22 protein-coding genes, 1 tRNA gene and 1 riboswitch are annotated in these 24845 nt (G+C 60.9%); of the genes, 11 read left to right on the top strand and 12 right to left on the bottom strand.

Annotated elements, in window-relative coordinates; all coding sequences use genetic code 11:
- The first annotated feature begins 176 nt into the window (after positions 1 to 176).
- From HMPREF2605_RS03390 to HMPREF2605_RS03370, 4 genes are all read left to right on the top strand, one after another.
- A complete protein-coding gene (locus HMPREF2605_RS03390) occupies positions 177 to 1034 on the top strand; it encodes a hypothetical protein (protein ID WP_070846928.1) in 858 nt (285 codons plus the stop codon).
- 213 nt (positions 1035 to 1247) lie between these two features.
- Positions 1248 to 1964, top strand: coding sequence for a hypothetical protein (locus tag HMPREF2605_RS03380; protein ID WP_044150774.1), 717 nt, complete (start codon positions 1248 to 1250; stop codon positions 1962 to 1964).
- 276 nt (positions 1965 to 2240) lie between these two features.
- Positions 2241 to 2951, top strand: a complete 711-nt coding sequence (locus HMPREF2605_RS03375) for a transcriptional regulator (protein WP_070833100.1) — start codon at positions 2241 to 2243, stop codon at positions 2949 to 2951.
- 277 nt (positions 2952 to 3228) lie between these two features.
- Positions 3229 to 3981 (top strand): hypothetical protein, encoded by a 753-nt coding sequence (locus HMPREF2605_RS03370; protein ID WP_049340532.1) that lies wholly within the window; start codon positions 3229 to 3231, stop codon positions 3979 to 3981.
- A gap of 123 nt (positions 3982 to 4104) precedes the next feature.
- Here the strand turns inward: HMPREF2605_RS03370 and HMPREF2605_RS03365 are convergent, their stop codons facing one another.
- The gene (locus tag HMPREF2605_RS03365) at positions 4105 to 5343 is read right to left on the bottom strand and encodes an alpha-hydroxy acid oxidase (protein WP_049340534.1); all 1239 of its coding nucleotides are present in this window, start codon (positions 5341 to 5343) and stop codon (positions 4105 to 4107) included.
- A 417-nt stretch (positions 5344 to 5760) separates the two neighbouring features.
- Between HMPREF2605_RS03365 and HMPREF2605_RS03360 the strand changes: the two genes are divergently transcribed.
- Positions 5761 to 7731, top strand: coding sequence for an NHL domain-containing thioredoxin family protein (locus HMPREF2605_RS03360; RefSeq protein ID WP_070846926.1), 1971 nt, complete (start codon positions 5761 to 5763; stop codon positions 7729 to 7731).
- 329 nt (positions 7732 to 8060) lie between these two features.
- Here HMPREF2605_RS03360 and HMPREF2605_RS03355 read toward each other — a convergent pair whose 3' ends face one another.
- Complete coding sequence (locus HMPREF2605_RS03355; protein ID WP_070846925.1) at positions 8061 to 9038, bottom strand: zinc ribbon domain-containing protein; 978 nt, start codon at positions 9036 to 9038, stop codon at positions 8061 to 8063.
- 63 nt (positions 9039 to 9101) lie between these two features.
- Between HMPREF2605_RS03355 and HMPREF2605_RS03350 the strand changes: the two genes are divergently transcribed.
- The gene (locus HMPREF2605_RS03350; protein ID WP_070846923.1) at positions 9102 to 9803 is read left to right on the top strand and encodes a hypothetical protein; all 702 of its coding nucleotides are present in this window, start codon (positions 9102 to 9104) and stop codon (positions 9801 to 9803) included.
- A gap of 144 nt (positions 9804 to 9947) precedes the next feature.
- On the opposite strand, the gene HMPREF2605_RS03345 is transcribed toward HMPREF2605_RS03350, so the two are convergent.
- The 8 genes from HMPREF2605_RS03345 to HMPREF2605_RS03310 form a co-directional block, all read right to left on the bottom strand.
- Entirely contained in the window at positions 9948 to 10613 is a 666-nt protein-coding gene (locus HMPREF2605_RS03345) for a class I SAM-dependent methyltransferase (RefSeq protein WP_070846921.1), read from the bottom strand.
- A gap of 187 nt (positions 10614 to 10800) precedes the next feature.
- On the bottom strand, positions 10801 to 11913 hold the full coding sequence (locus HMPREF2605_RS03340) for a MauE/DoxX family redox-associated membrane protein (RefSeq protein ID WP_070846919.1): 1113 nt from the start codon (positions 11911 to 11913) through the stop codon (positions 10801 to 10803).
- Positions 11914 to 12035: 122 nt separating this feature from the next.
- Entirely contained in the window at positions 12036 to 13091 is a 1056-nt protein-coding gene (locus tag HMPREF2605_RS03335; RefSeq protein WP_070846917.1) for a HesA/MoeB/ThiF family protein, read from the bottom strand.
- The gene (locus HMPREF2605_RS03330) at positions 13082 to 13852 is read right to left on the bottom strand and encodes a thiazole synthase (RefSeq protein ID WP_005509016.1); all 771 of its coding nucleotides are present in this window, start codon (positions 13850 to 13852) and stop codon (positions 13082 to 13084) included. The genes HMPREF2605_RS03335 and HMPREF2605_RS03330 overlap by 10 nt, the downstream gene beginning before the upstream one ends.
- A 178-nt stretch (positions 13853 to 14030) precedes the next feature.
- Positions 14031 to 14228, bottom strand: coding sequence for a sulfur carrier protein ThiS (gene thiS / locus HMPREF2605_RS03325; protein WP_049328087.1), 198 nt, complete (start codon positions 14226 to 14228; stop codon positions 14031 to 14033).
- 45 nt (positions 14229 to 14273) lie between these two features.
- Positions 14274 to 15356, bottom strand: coding sequence for a glycine oxidase ThiO (gene thiO, locus HMPREF2605_RS03320; RefSeq protein ID WP_049354950.1), 1083 nt, complete (start codon positions 15354 to 15356; stop codon positions 14274 to 14276).
- Positions 15357 to 15358: 2 nt separating this feature from the next.
- Positions 15359 to 15979: a thiamine phosphate synthase gene (locus HMPREF2605_RS03315; protein ID WP_049354951.1), complete on the bottom strand. Its 621-nt coding sequence runs from the start codon at positions 15977 to 15979 to the stop codon at positions 15359 to 15361.
- A gap of 709 nt (positions 15980 to 16688) precedes the next feature.
- A tRNA-Gly gene (locus HMPREF2605_RS03310) sits at positions 16689 to 16762 on the bottom strand.
- A gap of 153 nt (positions 16763 to 16915) precedes the next feature.
- Between HMPREF2605_RS03310 and dcd the strand changes: the two genes are divergently transcribed.
- Together dcd and HMPREF2605_RS03300 are read left to right on the top strand one after the other, a co-directional pair.
- A complete protein-coding gene (gene dcd / locus HMPREF2605_RS03305; RefSeq protein WP_070819134.1) occupies positions 16916 to 17515 on the top strand; it encodes a dCTP deaminase in 600 nt (199 codons plus the stop codon).
- A 132-nt stretch (positions 17516 to 17647) separates the two neighbouring features.
- Complete coding sequence (locus HMPREF2605_RS03300) at positions 17648 to 18979, top strand: P-loop NTPase family protein (RefSeq protein ID WP_070846915.1); 1332 nt, start codon at positions 17648 to 17650, stop codon at positions 18977 to 18979.
- Between the two features lie 215 nt (positions 18980 to 19194).
- Here the strand turns inward: HMPREF2605_RS03300 and HMPREF2605_RS03295 are convergent, their stop codons facing one another.
- A complete protein-coding gene (locus tag HMPREF2605_RS03295) occupies positions 19195 to 20631 on the bottom strand; it encodes an MFS transporter (protein ID WP_070846913.1) in 1437 nt (478 codons plus the stop codon).
- Between the two features lie 160 nt (positions 20632 to 20791).
- Positions 20792 to 21025 carry a DUF4235 domain-containing protein gene (locus tag HMPREF2605_RS03290; RefSeq protein WP_049340557.1) on the bottom strand — a complete coding sequence of 78 codons (234 nt, stop codon included), beginning with the start codon at positions 21023 to 21025 and terminating at the stop codon, positions 20792 to 20794.
- A gap of 266 nt (positions 21026 to 21291) precedes the next feature.
- Positions 21292 to 21392, top strand: a riboswitch (TPP riboswitch).
- 58 nt (positions 21393 to 21450) lie between these two features.
- On the opposite strand from HMPREF2605_RS03290, the gene HMPREF2605_RS03285 reads away from it, so the two are divergent.
- From HMPREF2605_RS03285 to HMPREF2605_RS03275, 3 genes are all read left to right on the top strand, one after another.
- Positions 21451 to 22095: an ECF transporter S component gene (locus tag HMPREF2605_RS03285; protein ID WP_070846912.1), complete on the top strand. Its 645-nt coding sequence runs from the start codon at positions 21451 to 21453 to the stop codon at positions 22093 to 22095.
- 88 nt (positions 22096 to 22183) lie between these two features.
- Positions 22184 to 23821: an ABC transporter ATP-binding protein gene (locus HMPREF2605_RS03280; protein WP_070846911.1), complete on the top strand. Its 1638-nt coding sequence runs from the start codon at positions 22184 to 22186 to the stop codon at positions 23819 to 23821.
- The gene (locus HMPREF2605_RS03275) at positions 23818 to 24615 is read left to right on the top strand and encodes an energy-coupling factor transporter transmembrane component T family protein (RefSeq protein ID WP_070846910.1); all 798 of its coding nucleotides are present in this window, start codon (positions 23818 to 23820) and stop codon (positions 24613 to 24615) included. The genes HMPREF2605_RS03280 and HMPREF2605_RS03275 overlap by 4 nt, the downstream gene beginning before the upstream one ends.
- Positions 24616 to 24845: the final 230 nt, after the last annotated feature.

Below are 24845 nucleotides of genomic sequence, written 5' to 3'. Positions count from 1 at the left end.
TCTGGACACAGCTTAAACACAGCAAACTAAAGCTCAATCTTAGATTCACACCCTAAGCTGGAATCACTGGCGAAGGAAAAGCCACACACCATACAAACGGCTCCACCTCCAACCGGAAAATCAACCATACAAACCCCGGACGACCGCCCCCCCGGGACTCACAAGGAGAACCCCTCATGGCACGCCATGCTCAGCATACTTCCGCACAGGCTACCAACCGTCGTTTCCGCACCGGCGCGGCAGCACTGTCCCTGGCAGCAATCGCAGCACTCGGCCTGAGCGCCTGCGGTGCCCAGAACACCTCCAACCCGGCACCCACCGCCACTGCAACCGCTAAGGCATCCTCCACCGCTGACGCAGCAGTCAACGCGGGTAACGGTAAGGTCACCGTCAAGGCAAGCGACGCAGCCTCCCCGAGCGCCACCGCAAGCAGCTCCCAGGGCACCGTCACCGTCAGCGAAAACGGCGTAACCGTCAGCGGTGCTGATGGTACCGGGGTCACCGCAGACGCCAACGGTAATGTGACCGTCAACGGCGCGAACGGAACCGGCGTGACCGCCGATGTTAGCGGCAACGCAACCGTCAATGGCAGCTCGGCATCGAACAACTCGGGCTCCTCCGCAAAGGTCGACGAAAAGGCCGGTGAAACCACCGCCAAGAACGGCTCCAACGGCGCAGGTAACAGCTCCGGTAACGGCACCGTGACCGTCGACAGCGGAACCGTCAGCGCAGCCAACGGCTACACCCTCATCGAAATCAAGACCGACGGCGGCTGGTCCTACCACGCCCCCAACGGCGACATCATCGAGGTACGAGCTGACGGCTCCTGGGAGCGCGTTGGCGATGGAGGCGTCGTTGAGGTTGATGCTGACGGCTCCTGGGAACAGACCGGCGAGAACGGCGTAATCGAGGTAGAAGCTAACGGCACCTGGGAACAGACCGGCGGCAAAGGCGCGGTTAAGGTACCCAGCGTCCCCCTCAAGCCCGCCGGTGCTGTCGCTAACCCCGTCAAGCCCGTCACTCCCCGCCGCTAAGAAGCTGGCTGACAAGCTGGGTGAAAACGTAGGCTATCCCACTCGCTAGAATGCGGATAAACGCCCACACGCCCGGATAATCACACCCAAACTCGATAGAATTAACGCGGTTGGTTACACCGATAATCGTTATGGAATCCCACAAGGATCCTGCGCACGACGCGAATACGTCGTCAACTAGCCGCACCATACTAACAACCACAAGGAGAAACAATGGCAATCGCCCCCGCAATGAAGAAGACCACCGCGGTTCTGTCCATCGCTTTCGCAGGCGCACTGGGCCTGAGCGCATGTGGCTCCCAGTCCTCTTCCACCACCACTACCGCGACTGCATCCGCATCCGCTTCGGCAACTGCGTCCGCAAGCGCATCGGCTAAGGCATCCTCTGCGGCAACCACCTCTGCAGCTTCCGCTTCCGCTACTGCAGATGTGAAGGTTGACAAGGACGGCAACGTCACCGTCAAGGCTAACGACGGTGCGGGCAACTCCGCAGACGTGAAGGTCGGCGCAGACGGCAAGGCTTCCGTTGACGCTAAGGATTCCGAGGGCAACTCCTCCAAGGTAGAGTCCGACGAAAAGGGCACCAAGGCTGAGTCCAAGGACTCCGAGGGTAACTCCTCCTCCGCAACCGTAGAGGGCGACGTCGTTGTCTCTGAGGACGGCGGCTGGACCATTCAGGGTGACGAAGGTCAGGTAGCTGTACAGGCTGACGGTTCCTGGAGCCGCCAGGACGCAAACGGCCAGGTCGCAGTCAAGGCTGATGGCTCCTGGAGCATCCAGGCTAACAGCGGCCTGCAGGCAACCGTGGACGCATCCGGTGAAGTAACCTCCATCGTTGGCGGCGAGAAGGCAGACCTGAAGGCTCCGAAGGTTCCCGCAAAGCCCGCACAGGCTAAGGTCGCCCCCGTCAAGCCCGCACAGCCCAAGTAAGCTGTAAAGAGCTAACAGCGGCTTGTGGCGCTCGTAGAGCGTGACAGTCCGTGACTTATGAAGACGCCCCGTGCGCATCCGATAGTGATGCGTGCGGGGCCGTTTTGCGTCTTCAAGTTGCGCTGAACTCCTAGGGAAAATAGGAAGCTTCGCATAACTGTTGTTAGGATTAGGGAGGCGCTCAGAATCTAGCTCTCACTCAACTCTCACTCAACAAACAACCACACTATAGGTCTCCCCGGCATAGCACGGGGATCTACCAGAAAAGAGAACACAGTGAAGAAGTCTATGGCTGTTCTGTCCCTGAGCCTCGCCGCAACCTTCGGTCTTGCAGCCTGCGGCGGCAACTCCGGCACCAACTCTAACTCCTCCGCATCGGCAAGCGCATCTGCTTCTGCAACCGCAGGTAGCTCGAGTGCCTCCTCCAGCGCGTCTGCCTCGGCGAGCGCATCGGCTACCGCTTCCGCAAACGCAGGTAGCTCGAGCGCCTCCGCTAAGGAATCCGAAAGCCAGAAGAGTGGACTGTCGGGTGCTTCCTCCATGCCCACGGACCCCACCGATAGCAACTACGGTCCGCAGCTATACGCGCATTACAAGGAAGCCGTCGAAGAGGCTAAGAAAGACCGCTCCGCCAAGAAGACTACGAACACTGAAGGCAACGTGTACACTGCCCCTGACGGAAGCATCGCTGTTGTCGAAGCTAAGAACGGTAACTACATCAGCATTGAGAAAGACGGTAGCTGGGTACGTGTGACCCCTGAAGGTGAGGTTGCCGCCGTGACTGATAAGGGCGGCTGGGTTGCCGTCAAGCCTAACGGTGAAGTAATTAGCGTTGATGAGAACGGTGCGGCTTCCATTATGAACGTTAAGACCTCGGAGGTTTCGGGCGACTACCAGTCCCTGGAGCTGCCCAAGCCCCCGGCTCCTGTGGGAGACCTGCCTGCCCCGAAGAATCCCGTTAAGCCGACCAGCCTGGCTACGAACTAAACGTATCCACTACATAGCTGGTGACTAGCTAGACCCGTTCGCCCCGTGCGCATCCGAACGTGATGCGTGCGGGGCGTTTTTGCGTCTTCAAGCCGCGCTGAGAAGACCAGTAGAGCTGAGATGACCCGTAAGCGGGGGAGGGGGCACCGCACCATCTCAGGGAGCTTTCAGGTCGCGGTGCTAGCATGGTGGCGTACACCGGGCATACCGGAGTACAGGTCAACCACACTACGCACTGCGCCGTTGCAGAGCGGCGCATACAGAAAGAGAAAATACAGTGAAGAAGTCTATTGCTGTTCTGTCCCTGACCATTGCCGGTGCCCTCGGCCTCGCAGCCTGCGGCGGCAACTCCGGCGCCAACTCCAACTCCTCCGCATCGGCAAGCGCGTCCGCTTCTGCAACCGCTTCCGCAACTGCCTCGGCACCCGCAAGCACCTCCGCAGCAGCAACCACCAAGAGCACCGCCTCCGCAGCAGCTGAAACCACCAAGGCAGAAACTAAGACCACCCAGGGCACCATCAGCACTCCCACCGACCTGCCCAGCGAAGCAACCGAAGCACTCAAGAAGGGTCAGGAATCCGCCAATCAGGTAGCCTCCGCAGGCTACACCGCCAGCAAGAAAGCCCTGGAACAGCTCAAGGAGCAGTCCGGCGTGAAGAAGGTGCAGACCAGCGATGGCACCGTCTACTACACCGATGAACTCGCTGCATTCGAATCCAAGGACGGCGCTATCATCAGCATCCAGAATAACGGTGTGTGGACCAGCATGGACTCCAACGGTACAACCATCGTCGTGAAAGAGGACGGCTCCTGGATCAAGACCAACCCCAAGGACAACCTCTACACCGTTGTCAATGCAGATGGCACCGCATCCGTGCTGAACACCAAGACCTTTGAGCAGGCGACTGACGTCTCCACCATCGAAACCCCGAAGGCACCCGGCCGTATCGACGGCTTCAGCGGCACCGCTAAGACCCCGGTCAAGCCCACCAAGATTGGTGACCTCTCCGAGGTTGCAGGCGCCAAGTAAAAACTAGCTCCTGCCCACTGGGCAGAACAGCCCACCACACTAGGGATACCAACGCCCCGCGCGCATCTATACGTGATGCGTGCGGGGCGTCTTTAATTATTTCTCACTCGGGGATGGAGAGGTTTAAATCTTCGGAATGGGTTGCAGGCGGCGCAATTGCGTCACATGCTTGGGTTCGAGTTCCTCAACGCAACTGACCTGTAGCAGGCGCATTGTGCGGCGCACCTCTTCCGAGAGGATCTCAATCGTGCGATCCACACCGCGGCGGCCACCCGCCATGAGTCCGTATAGGTAGGCGCGGCCAATCAGCGTGAACTTGGCGCCCAAGGCCAGCGAGGCCACCACATCCGCGCCGTTCATAATGCCGGTATCCACCATAACTTCGGTGTCCTTGCCGACCTCGCGAACCACTTCCGGGAGCAGGTGGAAGGGAACCGGAGCGCGGTCCAACTGGCGGCCGCCGTGGTTCGACAGTAGGATGCCGTCCACGCCTAAATCAGCCAGCTTCTTGGAATCCTCCACGTTTTGCACGCCCTTAATGACAATCTTGCCGGGCCACAACTCACGGATTTCCTTAAGATCCTCGTAATTGATGGACGGATCCATGGCAGCGTCCAGCAATTCGCCCACCGTGCCGCCTGTCGAGGAGAGTGAAGCGAACTCCAATTTGGGCGTGGTGAGGAAGTCATACCACCACCACGGGCGCGGAATCGCGTTCGCCACTGTCTTCAGCGAAAGCTGGGGCGGAATGGAAAAGCCGTTGCGCTTATCGCGCAGGCGCGCCCCCGCAATGGGCGTATCTACAGTGAAGAAGAGCGTATCGTAGCCAGCCTTTGCGGCGCGCTCGACCAAGCCGTAGGAAATCTCACGCTGACGCATCACGTACAGCTGGAACCACAGGCGGCCATTTGGGTTGACTCGGCGCACATCCTCAATGCTGGTTGTACCCAGGGTTGAGAGGGTGAAGGGGATGCCCGCTGCCCCCGCCGCGCCGGATCCGGCAATCTCGCCTTCGGTCTGCATGAGGCGTGTAAAGCCCGTGGGGGCGATACCGAAGGGTAGAGCGGAGGTGCCACCCAGTACCTTCGTGGTGGTGTCTACGGTGGAAACATCCGTCAGGATACCCGGGTGGAACTCGACATCCTCGAAGGCCTGGCGGGCGCGGGTCATTGACAGTTCACCTTCCGCGGCGCCGTCCGTGTAGTCGAAAGCGGCGGCTGGTGTGCGGCGCTTTGCGATGCGGCGCAAATCGTAGATGGTCAGTGCGCTCTGTAGGCGGTTGCCTGCAAAGTCGAGGCTGGGCTTCTTGAATTGCATAAATTCAAGTAGTTCGCTGGGCTTGGGGAGCTGACGTTGCACCATGGGAGGCCTTTCTCTTGGGGGGGGCGCCGCCTGCAGGGCGGGCCTTGGGTGGGGGCGGGGTCGTCGGCGAGTCCCGCAGAAGGGTGTGCGAAAAATCGCACCCTCCCAGTCTAAAAATTAAGGGTTAGATTAATCAATAGTTAGGTAAGGCTTAACTTATTAAGTTAAATATTTCGGGGGTGCCCCGGCGTATCGGTACCGGAGGGCATGGCGAATGAATGAGATGCAATGATTTCCAAACCCGTGCATACCACTTTCGCACTCCTCAACTCACGCAAATATGACGTAATATGACGAGCCGTTACCTCCCGCGTTCACAATGCTCAACTCCCAGCGAACCACCCCCACCACGCTGGCATAATGGGGACAGCAAACCGACGCGCCCACACACGGCGCACCCAACAGGAGAGAGAACCCATGAGTGAGAACACCACCCGCAGCGTACGCGTGCGCGCCAGCGAACTCGAAGGCCGCGCCTGGCTCAACACCGGCGACAAGAACCTCACCCTGCAGGACCTTCGCGGCAAAATCGTTATTCTCGACTTCTGGACCCTCTGCTGCATCAACTGCCTGCACGTCCTCGACGAACTACGCCCTCTCGAAGAAGAATTCTCCGACGTGCTCGTCACCGTCGGCGTACACAGCCCCAAATTCGAACACGAAGCAGACCCCGTAGCGCTCGCCGCAGCCGTCGACCGCTACCACATCACCCACCCCGTACTTGACGACCCCGAACTGACCACCTGGCAGGCCTACACCGCCCGCGCATGGCCCACCCTCGTCGTCGTCGACCCCGAAGGCTACATCGTCGCCCACCTCTCCGGCGAAGGCCACGTGCAGGGCCTCACCTCCCTCGTACGCGAACTCGTCGCCGAGCACGAGGCGAAGGGCACCCTACACCGCGGTGACGGCCCCTACGTGCCCCGCCCCAAGGCAGCCGGCACCTACGCCTTCCCCGGCAAGGCCATCGAACTGCCCGCCGAATTCGGCCCCGCAAACCTCTTCGGCAACCGCGAACGCACCTACCTCGTCGCAGACAGCGCACGCCACCGCATCCTGCAGGTAGCAGCCGACCTCAACACCGTCATCAACACCTACGGCGGCGGCAACGACCCCATCAACCACCCCGTCAAGGGCCACGTCGACGGCACCGGCACCGAAGCACGCTTCAACGAGCCCGCCGGCCTCGCCCTCGTACCCGAAAACCTGCGCGAACAGCTCGGCTACGACGTGCTCGTCGCCGACACCGTCAACCACCGCCTGCGCTCCCTCAACCTGAGCACCGGCGAAGTACGCACCCTCGCAGGCAACGGCGTGCAGCGCGTCATCGATGGCGACAACGCCATCACCGGCGACCCCAACCACATCCCCGCCGGTGTACCCGCCACCGAGATTGCGCTCTCCTCGCCCTGGGATGCCGTCTACTCCCGCGAAGCCGGCCAGTTCATCATCGCCATGGCAGGCACCCACCAGCTCTTCGGCTACGAACCCGTCACCGGCACCGTCAGCATCTTCGCAGGCTCCGGCGTCGAAGGCCTCGCCGACGGCCCTGCCGCCGACGCATGGTTCGCCCAGCCCTCCGGCATCATCGAAGCACGCGACGGTAGCCTCTGGGTCGCATGCTCCGAAACCAGCGGCCTGCGCCACATCACCTTCACCGAAGACGGCGTACAGGTCACCTCCGCCGTCGGCAAGGGCCTGTTCGACTTCGGCTTCGTCGACGGCGACTCCGACACCGCCCGCATGCAGCACCCCCTCGGCCTGACCGAACTGCCCGACGGATCTATCGCAGTCGCCGACACCTACAACGGCGCCATCCGCCGCTGGGACCCCGCAACCGGCACCCTCGGCACCCTCGAACGCGGCCTCGACGAACCCTCCGACCTGCTCGTCGAAGAAGTACCCGGCGAAGAACCGCGCCTCATCATCGTCGAAACCAACGCCCACCAGCTCGTACGCGCCTCCATCCCCGCCAAGGCACAGCACGTCGACGAAGGCGCCATCACCACCGCACGCCCCTCCACCAAGCTCACCGGCGGCACCCTCGAATTCACCTCACGATTCACCGTGCCCACCGGCCAGAAGCTCGACACCCGCTGGGGCGACCCCACCCAGCTGAAGATCTCATCCACCCCCGAGAACTTCATCCTGGAAGGCGCCGGCACCTCCACCGGACTGACCCGAACCCTCGTGCTCAACCCCGATGTGACCGAGGCAGTCCTGCACATCACCGCCCGCGCCGCCGCCTGCGACGGCACCCCCGGCGGTGACATCCCCGAGCACGCGGCTTGCCACCTCTACCAGCAGGACTGGGGTATTCCCGTCGTCGTGACCGGTGATGAGGCAGACGAAAGTGAACTTGTCCTGGACCTGCGCGGTATCAACTAGGGGTCTATAACAGAAAAAATTAAGGGTCAGTATTATCCTCGCTCCTACAGGGGCACCCGTCCTCGCTTCGCTCGGACACCCTGATGTCGCTACGGATAATACTGACCCTATTTCTGTTGTGCCGCCCTGATACCGCTGCGGATAGTACCGGTTCCCTTTGTCCTTTGAGGATGGTGGGACGCGAAAGGACCGGGTCATCCTCGCTCCTACAGGGGCACCCGTCCTCGCTTCGCTCGGACACCCTGATGTCGCTACGGATAACACCGGCCCTTTTCTGTTGTGCCGCCCTGATGTCGCGTTCAGAGCATACTGGCTCTCGTTGTTCGTTCCTAGAAGGAGACTCGGACGGCCTTCGCATCCGCCTCCACCGACGCCTTCAACGTAAACGGAATCTCCTTCTGCACCTGCGAACGCGCACCCGTATACAAATCCAACTGAGTAAACGACACCTTCGCCGTACCCGACATCGGCTTCAACGACCACACACCCGCCGAACTCACACTCACCTGCGGATCCGCCACCTTCTCAACAGACCACTTCACCTCAGAATCCACACGGCCCGTAAACGCATACTCAAAAGGGCACCCACCAGGATAAAGAGTGCTCTGCTGCGTGCACTTCTTCAAATGATCCTGCACCTGCTCCTTCACCGACGCCAACGCATTATCACTCGGCTTCAACTCCATACGCACCGAATGATTCGCATCCTGCGCAGTCACCACCTCATTCACCTTCTGCGCCGTATAAACCGTCGAATCATACGACACCGCATACACGCCAGGGTAAAACACCGGGAACGACGCAGAACCACGATCCACCGCAACCTTACGGTTATTAATCGTTGCAGCCTCCACACCCTGAATATTCACCTTCACCGACGGCAAAGACGCCTCATCAATAGCCCACTTATCAAAAAAGCCCCAATGCGTACCCGAACGATGCAAACGAAAATCCGTATGCTGCCGCGAACCCTCCAACGTATAAGAAGCACGCACCGTCGCATGCTCACCATCCGCGCTAGTCTCCACCACCTCATACGACACCTCACCCAACGAAGACACCGAACGCCTCAAAGCATCCCCATCCAGCAAAGACGCGTCACCCTCAGGAATCTGCGCACCCAACAAACCACGCGCATACGAACCATTACCCGTACGCAACGCATGAAAATACTCCCGCACCTGACCCGTCGGACCATACACCAGCTTGTTCGTCATAACCAGCGCCGCAGCAGCCACAGAAACCGCCACCACAACACCGACCATCCACATTGCCAGAACCCGCTCCACGGGAGAAAAATTACGCATAGAACCAGAGTAACGCAGGTAGTCCGCTAGGTTTCACGCACCGCACACACTAAAGTTGTGTATATGGCAGAACGCGCTCACGAAGTCCCCGCCAAATACGGCGAAGTCAACGAACTATTCCACCCCCGCATGCGCTCCTACGGCAGGCGCATCGAAGCGGCACTCCCCGGCACCATCGTGCTCCTCGCCGCGCTCGCCTTCATCCTCTACAAGCGACCCGCCCTGCCGTACACCCTCCTCGTACTGCTCATCGGCACCATCGCAGGCGTAAACCTCTACTCAGTCCTCAAACCCACCATCATCGTCATCACCAAAACCCACGTGCTCCGCGCACGCACCTTCGGCTGGTTCGCCGTACCCCTCGAGAACATCGACCACACCATCTTCGTCGAAAAGCTCTACCCCAAAAAAGCCTACGGCCAGAAACTCAAAACCGTCGCCGGCCGCCTACGCTACCGCAGCTTCCCCGCCATGTGGGCCGTCGACAAAGACGGCAAACAGCTCATGCGCATCGACGGCCGCGTCTGGGACGGCAAAACCATGCGAGAAGTCTCCTCCAAACTCTCCGCCCAGACCACCATCTACAAACAGATCAACGTGGTCAACATGGACAAAGAACACAAGGGACTCATCACCTTCAACGAACTGCACCCCGGCTGGCGCTCCAGCCTCATGACCGCGCTTGCCGTCATCATCGTGGCAATCCTCTTCGCAGCGTCCTTCCTGCCCGAAGAAGTCGCCCGCAACATCTACATGATCCACTAGAACAACCATTCTTCTTTAGTGCCTCTTCTGGATGCGCTTCTTCCGGACACACAAAAGGCCCGGCACCCACCCCACACAGGGGAGGCGCCGGGCCATTTGTATGCCTAGCTAAATGCGCTTAGCGCGCTCGTTGTACAGGTGAATCTATTCCGCCGGGCGGGACAGCACCGCCACCAAAAACTCTGAAGAACCCTCAACAAACGGGTGCATCTGCCACGACGAATACGTGTTATCCACGTTCAAACCAGCCTCGCGGGCATCCGCCAAAAACTGCTCAAACGCATAATCACGGCCCGGACCCGAACCGTAACCCACGACAGCGCGGCCACCCGGCGCCAACACGCGGCGGAAATTCTCCACCACAGGCTTACGAGTCGAACGAGCCAAGAAACCCATCACATTACCCGCACACACCAGCAGCTCAAAACCATTCTCCGCCGTAGCATCACCCTCAATGCCCAGAACCTCCGGCAAATCCACCAGATCAGCCGTAATCCACGTAGCATCCGGGCAGACGCGGCGCGCTTCCTCAATCAGCTCAGGATCAATATCAACACCCGTCACACGGTGACCCAGCGCGTGCAGCTGCTTACCCACACGGCCAGGACCCGAACCCGCATCAAGAATCTTCGCGCCACGAGAAGCCAACGCATTCACCAGACGAGACTCACCCGCCATATCATTACCCTCAGCCTCCATCGCCTTAAAACGGTCAATGTACCACTGCGAATGATTCGGGTTGCTCTCCTTGCGGACCAGCCACAAGGACTTCTCACGCTCGCCCGGAGCGTTGAAACTCATCATTGCCATAAAAACTCCTTAGACAGGGTTGAGGACGCGCCAGCCACCCGGCGAGGTGACCGCGGCGTATAAGCGGTGTGTGCGCTACGTACTAGCATAGCCCCACCCGGCGTCTGCCGGTAAGGGCAGTAAGAGCCGGACGGGGCTATCGGAAGCGCTACAGAGGCGCTACAGGGGCTGGACGATAGGGGCGCGTTTAGAGGTGGTCGCCCTCAGTATTCGACGTACCCTCAGCAATCGCCTTACGCATCTGCTCCTGGCGCTCCTCCTCAGCCAGACGAGCAGCCTCAGCGAACTGCGCCTCAATATCGGCCAGCAGCGCCTCAACCTCCTCCTTACCAGCCACCGGGCCGCCAGCAATCAGGCCATCAGCACCCAAAACCACCGCCAACGGCACACCATTACCAAAATTCGCGCGCGCACCAGCATCACGGTCAATCAGCGGAGTCAACCCTTCAGGCAACGTACCCGCATTACGCGAGGTCTGCAACGACTCCAAGCTCGAATACACCGGATGCAACGCCACCTGCGGCAGACGCTCCTGCCACGAAGACATCGTCTTCAAAAACTTCACACAACCAGCACACGTCGCCGACACAAACACCAGCACACGCGCCTGATTCTTAGCCAACGCACGCATATTCGTGTGGCGGCCATTCTCCAGGTACAGCGCCGCATGAGGAATCGGCATACGAACATACTGCTCCTCGCCGTTCTCGTCATACACCGGCTCCGGCAAAATCACTTCAGCCTGCGGCTCCGACTGCCCCAGAGCATCACCGCGGCGAACAGCCTCCAACGTCAACGCAATCAGCGCCGCACCAAAAACCCAAGTCCAGCCGCTATTACCCAGACCCAGCAGAGTCGGCACAACACCCGTGCCGCCCTTCAACGCACTCGCATGCGCGCCAGCCGCCGCCAACAGCAGCGCAATATTACGGACCAGCGTGTAACGGCTCACCGGCGCATTCGACTCAGAACCGAAACAATTACAACCCGCAGTACGACCCGTCGCCAGCGCCCGCGCAATCACCACCGTATAGAACAGCATCAGAATCAACGCCAAACCCGAAGCAATCACCGCAGGCAAACGCACCGGCGACAGCAGCAGGACGGCGGCTAGGGCAATCTCGAACCACGGCAGGACAAACGACACCAGGCGGGTCGGCGCGATCTTCTCCAAACCAAGATTCTGAATACCAGTCACGGTACTCTGCGGGTCCTTCGCCTTAGCGATACCGCTAACGAGCAGGGTTAGGGTGATGAGAGCCGTGCACAAAACAAGCGGCACAGTAGGGACGGTGAGCATAAAACTCCTAGAGTGAGTGTGCGAAAACAGGAGGCGGCAGGGCAGTTTTTAGGCAGAATAAACCGCGCGATGTGCCGCCGTGTTATACACGATTTTACGCCCTGCACATGGGGAAACCGTCTCTACAGTGCCGTGAGGCGCACCCCGTACTCGCCCGCCAGCTGCTCATACGCCTGCACAAAGCGCTGCGCACGCGCACCCGAGGCACAGAAAACGCCCACACGCTGGTCGCGCACCGACTCAAACAGGCTCAGCAGCTCCGCGGGCACATCGGTTGCCGGCAGCAGCGAGCCGTCAGCGTCAGTCAGCTGCGACAGCGGGAAATGCCGCGAGCCCTCATGCTTCACCGACTCCTCACGCTCAGGTACCTCACGCACATCCAACAGCACCTGTGGAACCTCATGCGCCGACAAATCCACCGGCACCACACGCGCCGGATCCGGCACCGCCCCAAACGACGTACACGTACCCGACAGGGCATCATAAGTCAGCAGAGTGCCCGCCGCCGTCGGTAGGCCACTCACATGCTTGAGCACCTCCGTCGCCATCAGCGAACCAACCACCGCTGTTGTTGCCCCCAAGACACCGGCAAGCGCGCACGACTCCACAGTCTGCGGAATCGTCGGAAAAATATCACGCAAATGCGCGCCATCCGGCTCAAAAAGACTCACCGACCCGCCAAAACGCAGCACCGTGCCCCACACCAGCGGCAGACCCGCAACCTGCGCAGCATCCGCAATCAGATACTTCGACGCAAACGTATCCGTACAATCCACCACACAATCCGGTGCCGACGCGGCAAAAAGATCCAAAATCCAGGACGCATCCACATGCCGGATTGTCGTCTCAACCGTCAACGACGGGCACAGCTCCAGCGCACGGCGCGCCGCAACCTCCGCCTTCGGCTCACCCACATCAGACACCCCAAACAGCGGCTGACGCTGAATATTCGACAACTCCACCGAATCAGAATCCACAATATGCAGATACCCTACACCAGCCGCCGCCAACGCCTGCACCACCGGACAGCCCAAACCGCCAGCACCAATCACCAACACGCGAGCCGCCGCGACCGCATCCTGATCAAAGCCCGGCAGGCGACGCTGACGGTCCGTGCGCTCGCGATCCAGACGCGCATGCTCCGGATTCACCGGGGTAGGGGTGAGATTTACATCCACGAGACGAAACCCTCCGACGGCGACGATGCCTTCGCGTGCTCACGCACCGGAATACGGCCAGCCTCACGCGCCAACGCACCCGCCTGCACCGCAAACTTCATCGCCTGAGCCATCGCCACCGGATCCTCAGCACGATTCACCGCCGACGCCAGAAGCACCGCATCACAACCCAGCTCCATCGCCAGCGCCGCGTCGGATGCGGTACCCACGCCAGCATCCAGAACCACCGGAACCTGCGCGCGAGAAGCAATCAGCTCAATATTGTGCGGGTTCAAAATGCCCAGACCGGTACCAATCGGCGCGCCCAACGGCATAACCGCCGCAACGCCCGCATCCTCCAGGCGAGCGGCAGCCACCGGATCGTCAGAGGTGTACGCGAGCACCGTGAAATCCTCAGCGACCAGCTGCTCGCAAGCATTCAACAGCTCCACGGTGTCCGGCAGTAGGGTGTCTTCGTCGTGGATGATCTCGACCTTCACCCAGGAAGTGCCCAGCGCCTCGCGGGCGAGCATCGCGGTCATCACCGCATCGGCTGCGGTGCGGCACCCTGCGGTATTGGGCAGCGGCGCAATATTGAGCTTCTGCAGAAGCGGAAAAATGGGGGTGCCTGCGGCGTGACGGCGCATGGCAACGGTCGTCATTTCGGTGCCGGAGGCGATGAGCGCCTGCTCGAGCAGGTCCATGCTGGTTGCGCCTCCGGAACCCATGATGAGGCGGGATGTGAAGGTGCGGTCGCCGATGGTGAGCGGTGTGAGGCTCATGGTGTTCTCCTCTGTGGGAACGTCTAAATAACGGGGTTTGCTGGTTGGTGCGGCTGGTTGGTGCGGGGCGCTACGGTGCGCCCGGTGTAGAAAGAAAACCGAGAATGGCTGTTCTTTTTCTCCGGCAGGTATTTGTCGGTAGGTATTCGCCGGTGGTTTGCCCGTACAAGCTGGAGAATTAGCCACCCTGCACGGCGGTGAGGGCATCCACCCTGTCGCCCTCGTTCAGCGGTACATCCAGCCACGTGGAACGCGGCACGATACTGCGGTTGAGCGCCACAGCCACACCATTTTCGGTACCGAACTGGTCCATGACAAGGTCAAATACGGTGCGGGCGTTGGTGGTTAGCGGCTCGCCGTTGTAGGTGATGATCATGCGGAATCCTTTCGTGAGTGCGCCGGGTGCACCCGGCTGGGGTGTTTAGTGGGTGAATCGTGCCGGGTCGCACGCCTGCATGATGGGCGGAATCTCAGCCCCGCAGGCGACCTCCGCGCCCACCTTGCCGGCGAGCGCGGCAAGCAGAATACCGTGGCGGAAATAGCCCGTGGACACGAGCTGACGGGTGCCATCAGCGCGGGTACGGTGCCCGAAGATGGGCAGGTCGTCCGGGGTTCCGGGGCGGGCGCCGACGTTCGCCTCCAGCAGCTCGCACTCTTCAACAGCGGGCACCAGGCGGATCGCGTCACGCAGCAGCTGGTGTACGCCGTCAATGGCAGGTAGCGTGCGGTGGTCTTCGCGGCTGGTCGCGCCGATGCACAGCTCCCCGTCGGGGCGGGGAATGAGATAGACGGGGCGGGAGTTCACGTAGCCGCGCACCACGTGCTTGAGGATGGGCCGCGGGGCACGCAGACGCAGAATGTCCCCGTAGACAGGGCGTAGCGGGTAGTCCCCGTGCAGTGTTGCCCCTAGTCCGGTGCAGATAATGTCGCCCGCCTCCGGGTCGGTGACCCGTTCGGTACTGAAGGTGACACCGCGGCGGGTGAGCGCGTCTTTGAGGGCGCGCCTCATGAGCCGCGGGTGTAGCTGATGGTCGCTGGGGATGCTCACGGCACCGGCAATGCGCGGCGCCAGGAGCGGTTCGAGGGCGCGCGCCTGCGTGGGGGTGACGGGGTCCGCGGGGCGGTTCAAATCCCGGTAGTAGGCGCGGGTGCGCTGCAGGTGCTCGGCGTCGGCACGGTCGGCGGCGACGATGAGCGTGCCGGTGGTGTCGTAGCCGGTGGGCAGGTCGGTGGCGCAGCTGAGCCGCTCCATGAGGGAGGGGTAGGCGTCAGCGCTGGCGGTCATGAGGGGGAAGAGCTCGTCCTGCTGGAATTGCACTTCTGCGATGGGTGCGAGCATGCCGCCGGCGTAGTGGCTTGCGGCGGGGTATAGTGCCTTGCCGTCCTCGGCGGTACCGTAGTCGCCGGTTTCGGCATCGATGAGGTGCACGCTTTCGCCGCGTTCGGTGAGCTCAAACGCGGTGGTGAGGCCGATGATTCCGCCGCCAATAATGGTGATGGTCATGGTTATGCCTTCAATGCGGGGTTGTCGACGAAGGCGCGGACCATGGCGATTCCGGCAACTCCGGTGGTGCGGATGGCGGGGCAGTCTTCGGGGGTGATGTCGCCGATAGCCACGGTCGGTACGGCGGACAGTTCGGCAAGTTCGCGGAGCCCGTCAATGCCCAGGGGCGGGCGGTTGGACTGCTTGGTAGGGCTGGGTCGGAACGGGCCGGTGCCAATGTAGTCGATGAGGTGCGCGATTTTGTTGGATTCTTCGACGAGCTGCCGGGTGCCGGTGGTGAGCCCGATGATTGCGTCGGCACCGAGGAGGGCGCGGGCGTCGGCTACGGGCAGGTCGTCTTGACCGATGTGCACGCCGTCAACGCGCACGCCGCGGGCACGCAACGCGAGGGCGACATCGACACGGTCGTCGATGAGGAGGGTCTGGTGCGGCTGGATGATGCTGGCGATTGCCTCGGTGAGCTGGTAGAGTTCGCGCGCACTGATGGGTTTGGACCTGACCTGGATGCAGGTGGCGTGTTTGGCTGCCCGGACGGTTTCGAGGGGGTTGTTGCCTGTGACGAGGTAGAGGTTCAGGTCGAGGGGGCGTGCGGGGGTGGTGTAGGGGTGCGTTTCGCGGGTCATGCGGGTCTACGATTCCTCGTCGAGTAGATGTTTTTTAGAAATTCTCTCATTGAATTTCTGTGGTTAGGTTAGCACAACTGTGTGGTGAGTTGAACATCCTTCAAGCGTTTTGAGGTGTGTGCGCTTGGCCCGCTATACACTTCCTTCGCTCCTACAGGGGCACCCGCCCTCGCAGAGCTCGGGCACCCTGATGTCGCTTCAGGAAGGTATAGCTGTGCTGCGCGCTCGCATGGGGCTACAACAAGCCCTGTCTCGATGAGCCCTCGGAAGGCGCACTGACGTCCCTACGGAACCACCACCATACCCGGCTACCAACCTTCGTCTCCCGGCGAGCTGTCTGCGGTACCTCACCCCAGTATTCCCCCTCCCCGTTCCCGCACACTCTTCCCAAACCGAGCGCCCGCGGTTCGTTCCACACCGCGCAGCCGCACCCACTACTCCACCTGCCCGGAGAAGGGGAGAAGTCGGTATGTTCCGTCGCGACATCAGGGTGTCCGAAGCGGAGCGAGGACGGGTTCCCTGCAGGAGTAAGGAACATACCGCCTCGACCCGCCAAAAAATAAAGCCCCAAACCATAAGGTCCGGGGCTTGTGGAGCGGCTGACGGGCTGGAAGGCGGAAATCCCGAGCGCGCGAGGGAATGTATTTCCGCCTGGAAGCGATTCCCGCTTCAGACGCGGAAAAAGCCCCGCGACGAAGTCCGGGGCTTTTGGAGCGGCTGACGGGAATCGAACCCGCGTATCAGGCTTGGGAAGCGTGCGCTCTACCATTGAGCTACAGCCGCATCTTTTTCAGTGTATCGCGCCTGCTTGCTGGGGGTGAAATATGTTGCGTCGCTTGTTGGTGGCGTGGCCGGGGTTGAAATGTGATGTAGGACTGTGTGCTGGGGCTGGTGGATGCCTGCACGTGGGTGGTGTTTGCCAGGTATCCTTTAAGCGTGCTTATTTCAGATCGCGATATTCGTCAAGAGATTGCTGATGGGCGCATCGTTCTTGAACCGTTCGATGAGTCGATGATTCAGCCTGCAAGTGTGGACGTGAGGATTGATCGTTTCTTCCGTCTGTTTGATAACCATAAGTACCCGCATATTGATCCTGCTCAGCCGCAGGAGGATTTGACGCGCCTGGTTGAGGTGGCTCCTGATGAGCCGTTTATTTTGCATCCGGGTGAGTTTGTGTTGGGTTCTACGTATGAGAAGGTGACGTTGCCTGATGATGTGGCTGCCCGTCTGGAGGGTAAGTCGTCGTTGGGTCGTTTGGGTCTTCTGACTCACTCTACGGCTGGTTTTATTGATCCTGGTTTTTCTGGGCATGTGACGCTTGAGTTGTCGAATATGGCGACTTTGCCGATTATGTTGTGGCCGGGTTCTAAGGTTGGTCAGTTGTGTTTCTTCCGTTTGAGTAGCCCGACTGAGCATCCGTATGGTTCTGGTGCGTATGGTAACCGTTACCAGGGTCAGCGTGGCCCGACTGCTTCGCGTAGTTATTTGAATTTTCATCAGACGATGATTCCTGCGGATGGTTCTGCGGAGTCTTAGTCTTTCCCGCTTTGGGGTGCGGGCGTGCAGGCTGTGTGTTTGTGCGCCCGCGTTGGGCGGTTTTTCGCCTGTTTGTGCTCGTGCGTTCACTCGCGTGCGGGTTTTTATCTCTCACTCTCTAAGGATTTTTTGATGAATCTGAAGCCTGTTGTTCTGCGTGTTGCTGGCGCGGAAGTTTCTGTGTATCTGATTGATATGTCGGACTCTTTTGTGGAGCGTTTTAAGAAGGCGTGGGAGCCTCTTGCTCCGGAGTTTTTTGATACTCCTGATGAGGCGTATGCTTCGTTGTCTCGTTTTGATCAGGTGATGCTGGTTCATGCGCCGACTGATGAGTCGGTGATGGATTTGGCGAATCCGTTGATGGGTTCGTTTGATAAGGTTTCGACGCTGCGTGTGGCTGATGATGATTTAGGTATGCAGGATCTGACGAGCCGTATTACGTTGGCGATGATTGAGCAGCTGGTTGGTCGCGGTGTGATGTTGCATGCGGCTGTTATTGGTGATCCTGAGTCGAAGCGTGCTGTGGCGCTGGTGGGTGTTTCTGGTAGTGGTAAGACGACTGCGTCGCGTTTCTTGGGTTCGAAGTTTGCGTATCTGACGGATGAGACTGCGATTATTTCGGATGAGGGTGTTGTGTCGCCGTATCCGAAGCCGCTGTCTGTGATTGTTGACCCGAATGCGCCGAAGGATCAGCAGAACCCGGTGGATCTGGGCCTGAACGTGGTTGATCGTGATGACCTCAGCTATGAGCTGTCGCGTATTGTGTTCATTTCTCGTGATGAGTCGGCTTCTGAGCCGTATTTTGAGCGTGTTCCGCTGCATGAGGCTCTGGTGTTCTTGAGTGAGCAGAGCTCGGGTCTGGCGCGTCACCCTGAGGGTGTTGTGTCGCTGGCTAAGCTGGTGGAGCGTTGCGGTGGCGTGTGGCGCCTGGTGTACTCAGAGGTTGAGGATACTTTGCCGCTGGTTCAGGATCTGCTGAATGGTGGTGAGCTGCCGAATGCTGATGAGGTTGAGAAGCTGGAGAAGTACACGGTTGAGGATCACCTGCCGGGTGTGTTCTTGAACGGTACGATTGCGGTGTCTCGTATGCCGGGTACTTCGGGTGTGCGTGTGGGTGAGGACGGCCCGTTCTTGCTGCTGTGTGACACTGAGCTGAATGAGCTGTCTGATTTTGCGGCGGAGTGCTGGCTGCAGGCTGAGGGCGACATTTCGTACGATGACCTGTATGCGCGTTTGGCTGAGATCTTTGAGGGTCTGCCTGCGGAGGCGTATGACGAGAACCTAAGCGCTTTGGCGGCTGGTTCGATGCTGTGGGTTCGTGTGATTGATGATCCGCTGATTGATGACGCGACCTGGGCTCAGATGACGAGCGATGAGGTTCTGGATGAGGAGGAGCAGCAGATTGCGCTGGACTCTTCTGAGGATGCTGTCTCTGATGATGAGGATGACGTGGTGGAGGACTAGCCACCGCGGCTTACTGACACAGCTCTCTGGCGCGGCTTACTGAGCTCCGTTTGATAGGCGCTGCTTGGTAGGCGCTCCTCGATAGGCACTGCTTAAGCACAAGGGAGGGGCGGGTAGAAGAATGATCTTCTACCCGCCCCTCCCTGTGTGTTTGCGGGCTTGTATTTGCGGGGGTTTGCAGGACGCTTAGCCCCGCGACGCCTTACCGGGCAGCCTTACTGGGCTGCCTTGTCGCGGCGCTTCTGTTCACGCTTCTGCTCGCGGCGAGCCGCACGCATACGCAGCGGACCGGGCGCCTTCACCGGCAGCAGCAGGAGCAGACCCGCCACCACAACAATCAGAATACCGAGCACACCCCAAATCTGCGCGCCCATGATGCTCACGCACAGACCGAACAGCATCGGCGCCAGGAAGCTGGTGGCACGACCGGTGGTCGAGTACAGACCGAACAGCTCACCCTCAGTACCGGGATCCGCCAGGCGAGCCAGGAAGGTGCGGGACGCCGACTGCGCCGGGCCCACGAACAGGCACAGCAGCAGGGCGCACACCCAGAACACGCCAGGCTGAGGGAAGAACAGCAGCGGGGTAGCCGCCAAAATAATGCCGACCAGCGAGATAACAATAATCGTCTTCGGGCCCAGGTAGTCATCCAGGTAGCCGCCCAGAATCGCGCCAACCGCCGCGACAGCGCTACCGGCAATACCGAACAGAATCACCTCGGAAGTGCTGAAACCGAACGTGCCCGCCGCAAGAATACCGCCGAACGTAAAAATACCGGACAGACCATCACGGAACACCGCCGAAGCAATCAGGAACCACAGGGTCTGCGGGGACGTCATCTTCAGCCGCTTAATGGTGCGCCACAGCGCCTTGTAGGAGGCGAGCAGACCGCCCTGACGAGCAGGGGAGAAACGCTCCAGACCCAGCTCCAGGAAACGTAGCTCGCGGGTGGGTAGCACCTCCGGCAGGAAGCGCTCGCGGGTGCGCATACGCACCAGCAGGGGCACACAGAAGATGAGGCACCATGCGGCGGCGAACAGCGCGACCGCACGGATGTTCAGGGCGTTATCGGTGGTCAGGCCGAGCACTTCGGGGGTAAGCACAAAACCCCACAGCACCACAGCCAGCGCCAGGATGCCGCCAATGTAGCCGGCAGCCCATCCGGCGCCCGAAATCTTACCGATATTCTCCGGGTGGGAGATACGCGGCAGCACGGCGTTATAGTTCACGTACGCGAACTCGCTGAACACGCTCGCCGCAGAAATCAGGGTGACACCCAGCCACAGGTACTGCGGGGTGGGGCCCACGAAGAAGCACGCCGCCATCGAACCGACCAGCAGCATGGTGTTCACACCGAGCCAGAAGATGCCTCTGCCGGACTTGTCGTTACGCTGACCGGTGACCGGCGCCAGGATAGCAATCAGGAAACCGGCGATGGTCAGACCCAAAGACAGCGCCGAAGAAGTCTCTTCGGGAGTGCCGAAGTAGCTGCTGGTCAGGTACACGGTGAAGATGAAGGTCGTCATAATCGAGTCGAAGCTCGACGAGCCAACATCCCACATGACCCAGGACGCGATCGAGCGGCGGCTATTCGCGTGGTCAACGACCCTACGCTGAGCCTTCGTCTTACGGCGGGGAGAAGAAATAGTCATAGTTGTGCTTTCGGATGCCGAGGTGGCGCTTCAGCGTAGCGGCGGCATGAAACCGGCTGAAGTAGGGCGGGCGTGCTGAAGATGGAACACCAGGCGGTACGTACCGAGTGGAGATACGTACCGCCTAGTTCATGAACTTTCGCGCGGAAAGCGCAAAGCCTTAGTTGAAGAAACGACGCTGCAGGCGAGCAATACCGAAGCTCACCACAGCACCCACGACGGAGGTCAGAACGGTCCAGAGGATGACCTGACGCAGGGTGTCTTCAGAGTCGTGGGAAATGGCGGGAGGCTGGTTGCCGGTAGCCTTGGTCCAGGCTGCGCCCAGGCCCTTACCAACCAGGGCAGCAGCGCCCATGTTGATACCCGCAATAGCAAGCTTAGCGACGGGGTTCATGTGTATCTCCTTAGCTGTATACGATGCGGCGTCCTGCCCGTGAACCCCTTCGGGGTTGGGTGAGAAAAGAGCGCCACTCCCTAGCGTATAGGGTTTAAGACGTTCGTGCCGCCTTGGAGCCGCTCCGTCCCAAAATTGTACACCGTGCAATTCTGTAATGCGGGCAGAAGAAGAAAACAAAAAGCGGCAAATTGGCGCGAACAGCCAGACACGCCTACAATCGAACCTGGGTTCCCACCCGCACCACAACGGTACGGACAAGGAACCCCAAACGACAGGGGAGCGCCACCGAGGCGCTGAGAGTGCTAAGCAGACCCTCGAACCTGATCCGGTTAGTACCGGCGTAGGGAGTCGAATTTCTTCTCAATGCCCTCGTCCATTCAGAGGGCGAGGACATTCCCCTTCCAACGAAGGAAGGACCACCAATGTCGCAGAACGTAACCCCCGCCTCCAAGGCATCTAGCCAGGCATCTACCCAGGCAGAAACGAAGAAGCCGAACCTGCGCTGGCGAGTCAACGAAATCGTTATCGCCGCAGTTATCGCAGTAGCCTGCGCCGTCATCTTCTGGATCTGGGACATCGCAGTCGGCCCCGCCGCCAAAACTGCACTCGTAGCAGCACCCGAATTCCGCCCCATCGTCGCCGGCGCATGGCTGCTTGGCGGCACCCTCAGCGGCCTGCTCATCCGCAAGCCCGGTGCGGCACTCTTCGGTGAAATCGTCGCAGCATTCATCTCCGTGCTCTTCACCGGCGGCGCGTGGAGTGGTGAAATCCTGATCGCAGGCTTCTTCCAGGGCGTCGGCGCTGAAATCGCCTTCGCGATCTTCCGCTACCGCCGCTGGAACGCAACCGTCGCCATCTTCGCTGGTGCGCTCAGCGGCCTGTTCATGGGCGTTAACGAAATCTTCATCTACTACCCCGACATGGAACCGGTCAAGGCAATCATCTACGTAGCGTGCGCCGTCATCTCCGGCGCAGTCATCGCAGGCTTCCTCGCGTGGATTCTCGTGCAGAACCTCGCCAAGACCGGTGTGCTCTCCTCGCTGGCATCCGGCAAGACCCGCCGCTAACCACCAGCAACTAGCCACCAACTAGTCACTCACCACGAGTCACCACTCGGCACACAACAGCAGCCACACAAAAGGCTAAGGAACCATCATGGAAGCAACACCGCGCGGGGCGCGCATCGAGCTCAACAACTTCAGCTGGCACCACCCCGGACGCCCAGAACCCGTCATCAGCGGACTCAACCTCACCATCAACCCCGGTGAAAAAGTCCTGCTGCTGGGCACCTCCGGTGCCGGCAAATCGACGCTCCTGCACGCCATCGCCGGTGTGCTCCACGATGACGACGGCGAATCCGCTGGCGGCACCATCACCATCAACGGGCAAGCACCCGCCGAAGCACGCGGCACCGCAGGCATGATGCAGCAGGACCCCGAATCCTCCATCGTCATGGCAACCGTCGGCAACGACGTCGCCTTCGGCCCCGAAAACCTGCGCGTACCCCGCGAAGAAATCTGGGGCCGCGTCACCGAAGCCCTCACCGCAGTAGGACTCAACCACCTGCCCCTCGACCACCCCAGCAGCGCACTGTCCGGCGGACAGAAGCAGCGCCTCGGCCTGGCGGGCATCCTCTCGATGCACCCCGGCGCCATGATCCTTGACGAACCCACCGCCAACCTCGACCCCTCCGGCGTGCAGGAAGTACGCGACAGCATCCTTGCCGCCGCGCAAGCCACCGGAGCGACCCTGCTCGTCGTAGAACACCGCGTGAGCATCTGGGCACCGCACATGGACCGCATTATCGTGCTCGGCGAAGGCGGCACCATCACCCACGACGGCGTACCCGACACCGTACTCACCGAAGCCCGCCAAGACCTCATCGACGCGGGCGTGTGGGTACCCAACTACGTGCCGCGTGCACCGCAGAGCGACAGCGATAACCAGGGCGGCGAGCACGGCGAGGCGCTACTTCGCGCCGAAAACCTCAGCATCACCCGCGCACAACCCACCCCCAAACAACGACGCGCACGCCGACGCACCATCAAACGCCTCGGCGACACCCCCGCACCCGTACCCACCGACCTGCCCGTACTGCGCAGCGGCATCAACCTCACCCTGCACGCCGGCGAACACCTCAGCGTGCTCGGACCCAACGGCGCCGGCAAATCAACCCTAGCCCTCACCCTCGCAGGGCTCCTCACCGCACCCGATGGCACCCTCACCGCCACCGACGCGCTGCGTAATTACGACGGTAACCACGGCGGCGAGCGCGGCAGCAACCACGACAACGAGCGCGCCCACTGGGACGTGCCCACCTGGACCCCCGCCCAAATGCTCAGCCGCATCGGCTACGTCTTCCAAGAACCCGAATACCAATTCATCCGCGGAACCGTACGCGAAGAACTCGAACTCGGCCCCCGCCGACTCGCCGCACTCACCCGCAACCCCCTCAACGAAGACGACCTCACCGCCCGCACCAACGAACTCGCAACCCGCCTACGCCTCACCCACCTACTCGACGCCAACCCCTTCACCCTCTCCGGCGGCGAAAAACGCAGGCTCTCCGTCGCCTCCGCACTCGCCACCGCACCCAAAATCCTCATCCTCGACGAACCCACTTTCGGCCAAGACGCACGAACCTGGGCAGAACTCGTCGACCTCATCCGCGAACTCCTCGCAGACGGCACCGCCGTCATCTCCATCACCCACGACGAAGACTACACCGCCGCACTCGGCGGCAACCACATCACCCTCGAAGCCACCGCAACCCCCGGAAAGGAGAACGCATGAACACCGACTTCTTCGGCACCATCGACCGAACCAGCTACTTCAGCAACCTCAACGCCGGCGTAAAACTCATCGTCTCCTTCGCCCTCATCATCGCCGCACTCATCGTGCGCGACCCCCTCACCTCCGGAATCCTCTTCGCCCTCGAACTGCTCGGATTCATCCTCGTCGGATTCCGACCCGTCAACGTCCTCGCCCGCTTCTGGCCCATCCTCATCGCCGTCATCACCACCGGCTGGTCCGTCGCCATGCTCAGCGCCAAAAGCGGCACCACCATCCTCGACCTCGGCTTCAACACCATCACCACCGACTCCGCCGCCGTCGGCGCAGCCATGATGATCCGCTCCCTCGCCATGGTCCTACCCACCCTCGCATTCGTACTCACCACCGACCCGACCGACCTCGGCGACTCCCTCGCACAAACCTTCAAACTACCCTCCCGGTTCGTGCTCGCCACCGTCGCCGCCCTGCGCCTCGTCGGCATTCTCTTCGCCGAATGGAACGCCCTCGGCCAGGCACGACGCGCCCGCGGACTAGGTGCAGGCCAATCCCTCGCCGGACGCGCACAAACTTTTGGCGGTCAGAGCTTCGCCCTGCTCGTGCAGGCTATTCGCCGCGGCTCCCGCCTGGCTATCACCATGGAGGCGCGCGGCTTCGGTGCAGGTGAACGCACCTGGGCTCGTGTGCCGTCCTATTCGCCGCGTGACGTGCACGTGAGCATTGCTGCCGCCGTCATTATCGCTGTTGCGTACGGTGCATCTATTGCGGCGGGTACGATCCAGTTCCTCTGGGCCTAGTTCTTTCCGGCAGTAGCTTGCGGTTCCGCTTTCGTGGCTCCGCTTGGGAGATGGTATTCGCCCTCGTTCCTACAGGGAACCCGCCCTCGCTTCGCTTCGGGCACCCTGATGTCACTACGGGCGATACCGTCTTCCCGCGCTGGGACACGGATAGGGAGGCGCCCGCACTCTTCCTTCGCTTCTGCAGGGGGAGGCGGGGTGCCGCATGTTTCCTCCGCGCCTACGCAGGG

Source organism: Rothia sp. HMSC065C03 (assembly GCF_001837295.1).
In the GTDB taxonomy this organism is placed as follows: Bacteria; Actinomycetota; Actinomycetes; order Actinomycetales; family Micrococcaceae; genus Rothia.
Note: the sequence above shows the minus strand (reverse complement) of the source record. Positions and strands in the feature narration are given on the sequence as shown.

Bases quoted from the DNA above. Each gene is read 5' to 3' on its own strand.
- HMPREF2605_RS03285 (WP_070846912.1), top strand. From the start codon at position 21,451: ATGTCGCAGAACGTAACCCCCGCCTCCAAGGCATCTAGCCAGGCATCT.
- HMPREF2605_RS03380 (WP_044150774.1), top strand. From the start codon at position 1,248: ATGGCAATCGCCCCCGCAATGAAGAAGACCACCGCGGTTCTGTCCATC.
- HMPREF2605_RS03390 (WP_070846928.1), top strand. From the start codon at position 177: ATGGCACGCCATGCTCAGCATACTTCCGCACAGGCTACCAACCGTCGT.
- thiO (WP_049354950.1), bottom strand. From the start codon at position 15,356: ATGACCATCACCATTATTGGCGGCGGAATCATCGGCCTCACCACCGCG.
- HMPREF2605_RS03340 (WP_070846919.1), bottom strand. From the start codon at position 11,913: ATGCTCACCGTCCCTACTGTGCCGCTTGTTTTGTGCACGGCTCTCATC.
- HMPREF2605_RS03295 (WP_070846913.1), bottom strand. From the start codon at position 20,631: ATGACTATTTCTTCTCCCCGCCGTAAGACGAAGGCTCAGCGTAGGGTC.
- HMPREF2605_RS03275 (WP_070846910.1), top strand. From the start codon at position 23,818: ATGAACACCGACTTCTTCGGCACCATCGACCGAACCAGCTACTTCAGC.
- HMPREF2605_RS03290 (WP_049340557.1), bottom strand. From the start codon at position 21,025: ATGAACCCCGTCGCTAAGCTTGCTATTGCGGGTATCAACATGGGCGCT.
- HMPREF2605_RS03300 (WP_070846915.1), top strand. From the start codon at position 17,648: ATGAATCTGAAGCCTGTTGTTCTGCGTGTTGCTGGCGCGGAAGTTTCT.
- HMPREF2605_RS03330 (WP_005509016.1), bottom strand. From the start codon at position 13,852: ATGAGCCTCACACCGCTCACCATCGGCGACCGCACCTTCACATCCCGC.
- thiS (WP_049328087.1), bottom strand. From the start codon at position 14,228: ATGATCATCACCTACAACGGCGAGCCGCTAACCACCAACGCCCGCACC.
- HMPREF2605_RS03365 (WP_049340534.1), bottom strand. From the start codon at position 5,343: ATGGTGCAACGTCAGCTCCCCAAGCCCAGCGAACTACTTGAATTTATG.
- HMPREF2605_RS03355 (WP_070846925.1), bottom strand. From the start codon at position 9,038: ATGCGTAATTTTTCTCCCGTGGAGCGGGTTCTGGCAATGTGGATGGTC.
- HMPREF2605_RS03345 (WP_070846921.1), bottom strand. From the start codon at position 10,613: ATGGCAATGATGAGTTTCAACGCTCCGGGCGAGCGTGAGAAGTCCTTG.
- HMPREF2605_RS03350 (WP_070846923.1), top strand. From the start codon at position 9,102: ATGGCAGAACGCGCTCACGAAGTCCCCGCCAAATACGGCGAAGTCAAC.
- HMPREF2605_RS03280 (WP_070846911.1), top strand. From the start codon at position 22,184: ATGGAAGCAACACCGCGCGGGGCGCGCATCGAGCTCAACAACTTCAGC.
- HMPREF2605_RS03360 (WP_070846926.1), top strand. From the start codon at position 5,761: ATGAGTGAGAACACCACCCGCAGCGTACGCGTGCGCGCCAGCGAACTC.
- HMPREF2605_RS03315 (WP_049354951.1), bottom strand. From the start codon at position 15,979: ATGACCCGCGAAACGCACCCCTACACCACCCCCGCACGCCCCCTCGAC.